This is a genomic window from Salipiger sp. HF18 (assembly GCF_011806505.1).
In the GTDB taxonomy this organism is placed as follows: Bacteria; Pseudomonadota; Alphaproteobacteria; order Rhodobacterales; family Rhodobacteraceae; genus Salipiger; species Salipiger thiooxidans.
This window is the reverse complement of the sequence record NZ_JAATOS010000130.1, coordinates 1-9885: the sequence shown is the minus strand read 5'-3', so window position 1 is coordinate 9885 and position 9885 is coordinate 1. Positions and strand designations below refer to the sequence as shown.

Below are 9885 nucleotides of genomic sequence, written 5' to 3'. Positions count from 1 at the left end.
CCGGAGAGATCCTCGCAGCGGCAGGCATGGAGAACCTCTCCGAGGTGCGCGGCCTGCCCTATGGCGGCCGCCTGCCGCTCGAGGAGCTGGTGCTGGCGCATCCAGATCTGATCCTCGTGAGCCAGCCCTACCACAGCCCGGCGCAGGCGACCTCGATGCTGCAGCACCCGGCGCTTCAGGCCACCGGCGCGCTGCGGCAGGTCGTCGACAGCCCGAACTGGATCTGCGGCACCCCCGCCGTGCTCGACGCCGTGGCCGCGATGCGGGCGCTGCGCGAGGAGTGGGAGGCGACGCAGTGAAGCTGGCGCTCTCACTCACCCTGCTCACCGCCCTGCTGGCGCTGGCCTCGCTGATGCTGGGCTACGCGCCGCTGCCGCCGAAGGCGGTGCTGGGCGGGCTGCTCGGCGCCGGCGACCCGCTGCACGTCATGGTCATGCAGGAGATCCGTCTGCCGCGCACGGCGCTCGCGGTGCTGGTCGGCGCGGCGCTGGGGCTCTCGGGGGCGGCGATGCAGGGCTACCTGCGCAACCCGCTGGCCGAGCCGGGGCTGATCGGGGTCTCGGGGTCGGCGGCGCTGGGCGCGGTGATCGCGCTGCAGACCGGGCTGGCGGCGGCATTCGCGCTGGCCCTGCCGCTGACAGCGCTGCTCTTCGCGCTGGGCGCGGTCGGGCTGATCCTGCTGCTCGCGGGCCCGCGCGGAGGTTCGCTGACCCTGATCCTCGCGGGGATCGCGGTCTCGGCGCTTGCGGGCGCGCTCACCTCGCTGGCGCTGAACCTGTCGTCGAATCCCTACGCGACCTTCGAGATCGTGTTCTGGATGATGGGCTCGCTCGCCGACCGCTCGCTGTCGCACCTCGCCCTCGCCGCGCCGCTCATCGCGCTGGGCGGCACCACGCTGCTGACGCTGGGCCGCGGGCTCGACGCGCTGACGCTGGGGGAGGACGGGGCGCAGGCGCTCGGCATCTCGATGACCTCGCTGCGCCTGCGGCTGCTCTTCGGCACCGCCGCCGCCGGGGGGGCCGCCCCCGCCGTCGCCGGGGCCGTGGGCTTCGTCGGGCTGGTGGTGCCGCACCTGCTGCGCCCGCTCTGCGGCGCGCGGCCGTCGCGGCTGCTCTGGGCCTCGGCGCTCGGCGGGGCGGCGATGCTGCTCACCGCCGACATCGCGGTGCGGCTGGTCCTGCCCGAACGCGACCTCAAGCTCGGCGTGGTCATGGCGCTGATCGGGGCGCCGCTGTTCCTGCACCTCATTTACAAGACCCGGAGGGCCGGATGAGCCTGCTCGCCCTCGACCGGCTCACGGTGACGCGCGGCCAGTGCCCGGTCGTCGACTCGGTGTCGCTCACCGTCGAGCCCGGCGAATGCGTGGGCCTCATCGGCCCCAACGGCGCCGGCAAGACCACCCTGCTGCGCGCAGCTCTCGGCCTGCTGCCGCACCGCGGCCGCTCGTCTCTCGCGACGCTCTCGGCCCGGGACCGGGCCCGCGCCGCCGCCTGGCTGCCGCAATCGCGCGAAATCGCCTGGCCAGTCACCGTCGAGACCCTCGTGGCGCTCGGCCGCCTGCCCCACGACAGCCGCGCCGGCCGGGTGCAGGCCCGCGCCGTCGAGACCGCGCTGGACCGCATGGAGCTCGCCGCCTTCCGCCACCGCAAGGCCACCGAGCTCTCGGGCGGCGAGCAGGCCCGCGTGCTCATTGCCCGCGCGCTGGCGCAGGACGCGCCGCTCCTGCTTGCGGACGAGCCCGTCGCGGGGCTCGACCCGGCGTCGCAGATCTTTACCCTGCAGGTCTTCGAGGCGCTGGCCAGTGAGGGCCACGCGGTGCTGGTGTCGCTGCACGACCTGACGCTGGCGGCGCGGCATTGCACCCGGCTGGTGCTGCTCGACCGCGGCCGCGTCGCCGCCGACGGCCCGCCGCTCGAGGTGTTGACCGAGGCGCACCTGGCCGAGGTCTTTCACCTGCGCGGCCACATGCTCGAAACCCCGCACGGGCCCCTGCTGCAACCGCTGGACGTGCTGCGCTGATCCCGCCCGCGCCGCAGCTTTGACCGCTGGCGCCGGATCGCGGCCCGCATCGCCCGCCGCGGTGCCGCATCCGCTTGACCCTGCGCGCCCCTTCCCTCACAACCGGGCGCAAAGGACGTGACCATGACCATCCCCCGCATCACCGACAGCCACTGCCACCTCGACTTCCCCGATTTCGACGAAGAACGCGCCGACGTGATCTCCCGCGCGGTCGCCGCGGGGGTGCACCGGATGGTCACCATCTGCACCCGCCTGCGCAACGAGCCGCAGGTGCGCGCCATCGCCGAGGCGCACGACCCGGTGTTCTACGCCGCCGGCACCCACCCGATGAGCGCCGCCGACGAGCCGCTCGCCACGCTGGACGAGCTCAAGGCGCTGGCGCAGCACCCGAAATTCGTCGGCATCGGCGAGACCGGGCTCGACTACCACTACAGCGCCGACAGCGCCAGGATTCAGAAGACCTCGCTCCGCGTCCACATCGAGGCGGCGCAGGACACCGGCCTGCCACTGATCATCCACGCCCGCGCCGCCGACGACGACATGGCCCGGATGCTCTCCGAGGCGTGGAAGGCACAGCCCTACGACTGCGTGATGCACTGCTTCTCCTCCTCGGCCGAGCTCGCCCGCGCGGCGCTCGACTGCGGCTTCTACCTGTCGATGTCGGGCATCGCGGCCTTCCCCAAGTCGAAGGATCTGCGCGAGATCTTCGCCGCGGCCCCGCTCGAGCGCATCCTCGTGGAAACCGACAGCCCCTACCTCGCGCCGCCGCCTTACCGCGGCAAGCGCAACGAGCCGGGCTACACCGTGCACACCGCCAGGGTCGGCGCCGAGGCCTTCGGGCTCAGCTACGACGCGTTCGCAAAGGCCACCGAGGCCAATTTCGAGAGGCTCTTCGCCAAGGCCGCCGCCTGGACCCCGGAGACCGCATGAGCGAGCTGCGCTTCACCATCCTCGGCTGCGGATCGTCGGGCGGGGTGCCGCGCGTGGGCGGGCACTGGGGCGACTGCGATCCGGAGAACCCGAAGAACACCCGGCGCCGCTGCTCGCTGCTGGTCGAGCGCGAGACCGGTGAGGGCACCACCCGCGTGCTCATCGACACCACGCCGGACATGCGCCAGCAGCTCATCGACGCCGGGATAGGCGAACTCGACGCGGTGCTCTGGACCCATTCCCACGCCGACCACACCCACGGGCTCGACGACCTGCGGCAGGTGGTGTTCAACCGCCGCGCCCGGCTGCCGGTCTGGGCCGACGGCGACACCCAGAACTCGCTGCTGCTGCGCTTCGCCTATGCCTTCGTGCAACCCGAGGGCAGCCCCTACCCGCCGATCCTCGACATGCACACGATCACCGACCGCCCGGTGACCATCGAGGGCGCCGGCGGCGCGATCACCTTCGAGCCGTTCGAGGTCAACCACGGCAGCATCGAGGCGCTCGGCTTCCGCATCGGCGACCTCGCCTACCTGCCCGACGTGCTGCACATCCCCGAGGCGGTCTGGCCCCGGCTCGAGGCGCTCGACTGCTGGATCCTCGACGCGCTGCGCCGTTCCCCGCACCCGAGCCACGCCCACCTCGACCTCGCGCTGGAATGGATCGCCCGCGCCCGGCCGAAACGCGCCGTGCTGACCAACATGCACCTCGATCTCGACTACGAGACCGTGGCCGCCGAAACCCCCGAGCACATCACCCCGGCCTACGACGGCATGGTCCTGCGCTATGCGCTCTGAGCCGCAGCCCCGCCCGGCTGCGACCGCTCTCCCCACGCCCGATACCACGGCCAGGACCGCACGGCACAGCTCCTCCCACCCTACGCGCGGCCCCGCCCGACCGGCCCGCGCCCCACGGCTCACACCGTCGCGGCGCCACGGACGGGACAACGCGCACCCCGTCCCTTCATCTTGCCCGGAAAACTCCCGCCGGAGGCCCCGCTCCCCGGCCCGTGCCACGCCTGGCACTGCGCCGACCCAGCACCGGCGCGCCCCGGCGACGCGCGCAGCGCGGCGCAACACCTCCTGCCCGATGCGCAACGCCTCCCGGCCGCACCCGAAGCTCCCCCACAGGGCGCCCATCCCGGACACCCCACTCTCCCTGCCCACCGACGCGCCCAGCACGGCGGCTCTCCGCACGGACATAGCTCAGCAATGACGGCCCTCATCGACATCATCCTGCCGGTCTTCCTCGTGATCGGCGCCGGTTATCTCGCCGCGTGGCGCGGGCTGCTGCCCGAGAACGCCATCGACGGGCTCATGGGCTTCACCCAGACCATCGCCATTCCCTGCCTGCTGTTCAGCGCCATGTGGAAGCTCGACCTCGGCGCCAATTTCTCGGCACCCCTGCTGATCTCCTTCTACACCGGCGCCACCGCGGGGTTCCTCGCGGGGCTGCTGGGCGCGCGGCTGCTGTTCGGGCGCGACTGGCAGGACAGCGTCGCCATCGGCTTCGCCTGCCTCTTCTCGAACTCGCTGCTGCTCGGCCTGCCGATCACCGAGCGCGCCTACGGCACCGACGCGCTGGCGGGGAACTACGCGATCATCGCCATGCACTCGCCGTTCTGCTACGCCCTCGGCATCACCGCGATGGAGATCGCCCGGGCCCAGGGTACCGGGCTGCGCCGGCTGCCGGTGACGGTGGCGCGCGCCATGTTCCGCAACGGGCTGGTGATCGGCATCGTCATCGGCGTCGCCTTCAACCTCGGGAGTGTCAGCCTGCCGAACCCGGTGGTGCAGGCGCTCGAGATGGTCACCCGCACCGCCCTGCCCGCGGCGCTCTTCGCGCTCGGCGGCATCCTGTTCCGCTACCGCCCCGAGGGCGACCTGCGCACGGTACTCTACGTCTGCGCCATCTCGCTCGGGCTGCACCCGGCGATCACCTGGGGTCTGGGCTCGGCCTTCGGGCTGTCGACCGAGTCGCTGCGCTCGGGCGTTGTGACCGCGGCCATGGCGCCGGGCGTGAACGCCTATGTCTTCGCCAACATGTACGGCCGCGCCAAGCGCGTCGCCGCCACCGCGGTGCTTCTGGCGACGGGGCTCTGCATCGTCTCGAGCTGGGTCTGGCTGCACCTGCTGCCCTGACCCGCGGCCCTGACAGGCCTCACATCGCGAACAGCATCAGCACCAGGAGCTGCGGCGCAAAGATCCGCAGCCCCATGACCAGCGGGTAGACCGCGGCGTAGGACACCGACGCCGCGGCCGAGGGGCTCTGGGCGTTGGCGAAGGCAAGCGCCGGCGGATCGGTCATCGAGCCCGCCAGCACGCCGCAGAGCGCGAGGTAGTTGAAGCCGAAGACCAGCCGCGCCACGAAGCCCACCAGCAAGAGCGGCACCAGCGTGATCATCACGCCATAGCCCACCCAGGCGAGGCCGTCGCCGGTGATCAGCGTGTCGAGGAACCGGTCCCCGGCCTTGAGCCCCACCACCGCAAGGAACAGGATGATGCCGAACTCGCGCAGCGCGTGGTTGGCCACCGGCGGCATCACCCAGGTAAAGGGCCCCCAGCTGCCCAGCCGCCCGAGCAGGATTGCCACCACCAGCGGCCCGCCCGCGAGCCCCAGCTTCAGCGGAGCCGGCAGTCCGGGCACGGCGATCGGGATGCTGCCCAGCAGCACCCCCAGCACGATGCCGAGGAACACGCCCGGGAAATCCACCTCGTCGAGCCTCCGGCTCTCGTCGCCGAGAATGCCGCGCACCCGGTCGATGCTGTCGCGCGGCCCCACCACGGTGACGATGTCGCCGAACTCGAGCGTGCTGTCGCCCTGCGCGGGCAGCTCGGTCCCGGCCCGGTTGATGCGCGACACCGAGACGCCATAGCTCTCCTCGAGCCGCAGCGACCGCAGCCGGTGCCCCGAGGCGTGGCGGTCGGTGACCACGACGCGCGCCCACGCGAGGTCGGTGCCCTTGGTCGTGAGCGGCGCCGCGGCCTCGCTGCCCAGCACCAGCCGCATCGCCTGCAGCTTCTCGGTGGGCCCGACGAGGTGCAGCACGTCGCCGCAGGCCAGCACGCTGTCGCGCTGTGGCACCAGCAGCGCCCCGTCCTTGCGCATCCGCGACGGCACGACGCCGGCGTCGAACAGTCCCGGCACCTCGGCCAGCCGCAGCCCGTCGAGGTTGCGGTTCTCGACCACCACGTCGAGCGACGGCAGCGAGCCCGAGCCGCGGCGGCGCTGCGCGTCATAGGCCTCGGCCTCGGCGGGAATGTCGACGCGGGTGAGAAAGCGCAGCAGCAGCATCGACAGCAGGATGCCCACGATGCCGAAGGGATAGGCCACCGCATAGCCCAGCGACGGCATCGCCACCGCGTCGGCGCCCGCGCCCACGTCCGCCAGCGCCTGCGTCGCGGCACCGAGCCCGGGCGTGTTGGTCACCGCCCCCGACATGATCCCCACCAGCGCCTGCACCGGCACGTCGAAGGCGAAATGCACCGCCAGCGTCACCAGCACGCCGAGCACCACCACCGACGCCGCGGCGAGGTTCAGCTGCAGCCCCGAGCGGCGCAACGAGCCGAAGAAGCCGGGCCCGACCTGGATGCCGATGGTGAAGACGAAGAGGATCAGCCCGAATTCGCGCACGAACTCCATCATCTCGGCGTTGAAATGCAGCCCGAGCCGCGCGGAGACGTCACCGAGCGCGATGCCCGCGAAGAGCACCCCGCCGATGCCCAGCCCGACGCCGCGGATGCTGAGACGCCCAAGCAGCAGCCCGAGCACGCCCGCCAGCGCCAGCGCCATGGTGGCCTGCGCCACCTCTCCCAAGTTGAGCCCGGTCATCGCATCGTTCCTCCTGCCGCCCGCCGCGCGTGGGCGAGTCGCCCGCCAAGTTCATGCCGCCCTGCAGCAAAACGCAATGCCGGGGACCGCGACCCGGCGCCGCGCAGGGGGATCGGGCCAAAGGATCGGGCAGGCATGGGCCCCGCGGCTCCCGTCCGGGCCGAGTCGCAGGGCCGCACGCGTGCCGGGGACGGGATGCGCACGGGAAATGCCGCCCTGAGCGCAAAGCTCTGTGCCAAAGCGGTCTCCGAGGGGCAAATTCGCGGTTTCGCCCCGTCCTGCGCTTCGCTATACGAGGCGCGTTTGGACCTCCAAAAGGACAGGTGAGCTATGGCAAACGTGGTCGTCGTGGGCGCCCAGTGGGGCGACGAGGGCAAAGGCAAGATCGTGGACTGGCTGTCGAGCCGGGCCGACGTGATCGCCCGTTTCCAGGGGGGCCACAACGCAGGCCATACCCTCGTGATCGACGGCAAGGTGTTCAAGCTCAACGCCCTTCCGTCGGGCGTGGTGCGCGGCGGCAAGATGTCGGTGATCGGCAACGGCGTGGTGCTCGACCCGTGGCACCTCGTGAAGGAAATCGCGCAGATCCGCGAACAGGGCGTCGAGATCACGCCCGAGACGCTGATGATCGCCGAGAACACCCCGCTGATCCTTCCGATTCACGGCGAGCTCGACCGCGCCCGCGAAGAGGCCGCCAGCAAAGGCTCGAAGATCGGCACCACCGGCCGCGGCATCGGCCCGGCCTACGAGGACAAGGTCGGCCGCCGCTCGGTGCGCGTCGCGGACCTTGCCGATCTGGCCACGCTTGAGGTGCGCGTCGACCGCGCGCTGCTGCACCACGACGCGCTGCGCAAGGGCCTCGGCCTGCCGGCCGTCGACCGCGCGGCGCTGATCGACAGCCTCAAGGAGATCGCGCCCGAGATCCTGAAATACGCAGGCCCCGTCTGGAAGGTGCTCAACGAGAAGCGCCGCGCCGGCAAGCGCATTCTTTTCGAGGGCGCACAGGGCGCGCTGCTGGACATCGATTTCGGAACCTACCCCTTTGTCACCTCGTCGAACGTGATCGCGGGTCAGGCCGCCACCGGCACCGGCATCGGCCCGGGCGGCATCGACTTCGTGCTCGGCATCGTGAAGGCCTACACCACCCGCGTCGGCGAAGGCCCCTTCCCGACCGAGCTGGATGACGACGACGGCCAGCGCCTCGGCGAGCGTGGCCGCGAGTTCGGCACCGTGACGGGCCGCAAACGCCGCTGCGGCTGGTTCGACGCGGTGCTGGTGCGCCAGACCTGCGCCACCTCGGGCATGAACGGCATCTCGCTGACCAAGCTCGACGTGCTGGACGGGTTCGAGAAGATCAAGATCTGCACCGGCTACCAGCTCGACGGCGAGATCCTCGACCACCTGCCGATCGCCACCGAGCAGCAGGAACGCTGCGTGCCGGTCTACGAGGAGATGGAAGGCTGGAGCGAGTCGACCGAGGGCGCGCGCTCGTGGAACGACCTGCCCGGCGCCGCGGTGAAATACGTGCGCCGCATCGAAGAGCTGATCGGCTGCCCGGTCGCCATGCTCTCGACCTCGCCCGAGCGCGAGGACACCATCCTCGTCACCGACCCGTTCGAGGACTGATGGCGCTCAAGCACAAGACGCGGAAGCGGCTCTCGCTGCTTCTGCTCGTGGTCTGGCTGCCGCTCTATATCGTGGCGGCAGTCAGCATCGTGAACGCGCTCGACCGGCCGCCGATCTGGGCTGAACTCCTCGTTTACGTGGCACTCGGGTTCCTCTGGGCCGTGCCGTTCCGCTTCGTCTTCAAGGGCGTCGGCCGCGAAGACCCCGACGCCTGAGGGCATGGCCCCCGCGGCCAAAGGGTCCCGCAGAGGGCCTTGCCGAGAGATGAATGTCGCCTTGCGGCGGCGGCAGGGCCTTTGCGAAGGCCCTTCATCTTTCTGATAACGCTCAAAAAACACGCCCTTTCCCGACATGATCAAGGCATGACTGGTCCTGCGGCCAGATCACTCCGCCCCAGGAAGCGGCGCGCTTGCGCGACCGGGCCATGCGCCATGGGCATGGCGGGGCTGTCAAATCAACAGGTGCGCGCCCGCTGACTCCGCCCGCCGTTCGCGTTAACGGAACCTCTCGAAAAAATAAGTGTCTCAAGCGCGAACGGAAAAGTAATAAAATGACTGACAGCACCGCCGATTTTGAAACGGCGGCCTCAAAGGGCCAGCCGGTTCTCAACTCCCCCGCCAAGGTTCTGACTGCGAGCCTCGTCGGCACCACCATCGAGTTCTTCGATTTCTACGTGTATGCCACGGCGGCCGTGCTGGTATTCCCCGCGCTGTTCTTTCCCAACAGCGATGCGATGACGGCGCTGCTGGCCTCCTTCGCGACCTTCTCCATCGCCTTCTTCGCGCGCCCGCTCGGCGCCGTGGTCTTCGGTCACTTCGGTGACCGCATCGGCCGCAAGGCGACGCTGGTCGCCGCCCTGCTCACCATGGGCATCTCGACCGTCGTCATCGGTCTGCTGCCCACCTACGAGCAGATCGGCGTCGTGGCGCCGCTGCTGCTGGCGCTCTGCCGCTTCGGCCAGGGCTTCGGTCTTGGCGGCGAATGGGGCGGCGCGGTGCTCATGGCGACCGAGAACGCCCCCGAGGGCAAGAAGAACTGGTACGGCATGTTCCCGCAGCTCGGCGCTCCGGTCGGCCTCTTCCTGTCGTCAGGCCTGTTCTGGATCCTGCTCCAGTTCATGCCGCAGGAGACCCTCCTGAGCTGGGGCTGGCGCATTCCCTTCGTCGCCTCGCTGGTGCTGATCATCGTTGGCCTCTGGGTGCGGCTGTCGATCACCGAGACTCCGGACTTCCAGAAGGCCATCGAGAACGAGGAGCGCGTCGCCGTCCCGGTCATCGAGCTCTTCGCCAAGCACAAGGTCTCGATCGTTCTCGGCACCTTCGTGGCGCTGGCGACCTTCGTGCTGTTCTACATCTCGACCGCCTACCTGCTCAGCTACAACGTCAAGGTCGTGAAGATCCCCTTCACCGACGCGCTGGCGATCCAGATCTGGGGCTCCATCGTCTTCGGCATCTTCATCCCGATCGCCGGCCTCTCGGC

The 9885-nt window shown here is 70.5% G+C and carries 9 protein-coding genes and 1 pseudogene; 9 read left to right on the top strand and 1 reads right to left on the bottom strand.

The window, feature by feature from the left end; genetic code table 11:
• The 6 genes and pseudogenes from HC022_RS12690 to HC022_RS12665 form a co-directional block, all read left to right on the top strand.
• Positions 1 to 299 (top strand): annotated as a pseudogene (locus HC022_RS12690) (ABC transporter substrate-binding protein); the annotation flags it as partial.
• A complete protein-coding gene (locus HC022_RS12685) occupies positions 296 to 1273 on the top strand; it encodes a FecCD family ABC transporter permease (RefSeq protein ID WP_368484663.1) in 978 nt (325 codons plus the stop codon). The pseudogene HC022_RS12690 and the gene HC022_RS12685, both read left to right, overlap by 4 nt.
• The gene (locus HC022_RS12680; protein ID WP_167452679.1) at positions 1270 to 2019 is read left to right on the top strand and encodes an ABC transporter ATP-binding protein; all 750 of its coding nucleotides are present in this window, start codon (positions 1270 to 1272) and stop codon (positions 2017 to 2019) included. The genes HC022_RS12685 and HC022_RS12680 overlap by 4 nt, the downstream gene beginning before the upstream one ends.
• 123 nt (positions 2020 to 2142) lie before the next feature.
• Entirely contained in the window at positions 2143 to 2949 is an 807-nt protein-coding gene (locus tag HC022_RS12675) for a TatD family hydrolase (protein WP_167452678.1), read from the top strand.
• Positions 2946 to 3746 (top strand): MBL fold metallo-hydrolase, encoded by an 801-nt coding sequence (locus HC022_RS12670; RefSeq protein WP_008885839.1) that lies wholly within the window; start codon positions 2946 to 2948, stop codon positions 3744 to 3746. Before HC022_RS12675 ends, HC022_RS12670 begins: the two co-directional genes overlap by 4 nt.
• 414 nt (positions 3747 to 4160) lie before the next feature.
• On the top strand, positions 4161 to 5090 hold the full coding sequence (locus HC022_RS12665) for an AEC family transporter (protein ID WP_167452677.1): 930 nt from the start codon (positions 4161 to 4163) through the stop codon (positions 5088 to 5090).
• Positions 5091 to 5109: 19 nt separating this feature from the next.
• Here the strand turns inward: HC022_RS12665 and HC022_RS12660 are convergent, their stop codons facing one another.
• Entirely contained in the window at positions 5110 to 6780 is a 1671-nt protein-coding gene (locus tag HC022_RS12660) for a putative transporter (protein ID WP_008883927.1), read from the bottom strand.
• Positions 6781 to 7110: 330 nt separating this feature from the next.
• On the opposite strand from HC022_RS12660, the gene HC022_RS12655 reads away from it, so the two are divergent.
• The 3 genes from HC022_RS12655 to HC022_RS12645 all read left to right on the top strand — a co-directional run.
• Positions 7111 to 8406: an adenylosuccinate synthase gene (locus tag HC022_RS12655; protein ID WP_008886173.1), complete on the top strand. Its 1296-nt coding sequence runs from the start codon at positions 7111 to 7113 to the stop codon at positions 8404 to 8406.
• On the top strand, positions 8406 to 8621 hold the full coding sequence (locus tag HC022_RS12650; RefSeq protein ID WP_008886148.1) for a DUF2842 domain-containing protein: 216 nt from the start codon (positions 8406 to 8408) through the stop codon (positions 8619 to 8621). Before HC022_RS12655 ends, HC022_RS12650 begins: the two co-directional genes overlap by 1 nt.
• 335 nt (positions 8622 to 8956) lie before the next feature.
• Positions 8957 to 9885 (top strand): MFS transporter (locus HC022_RS12645; RefSeq protein WP_167452676.1); only part of this gene is annotated, 929 nt, incomplete at its 3' end.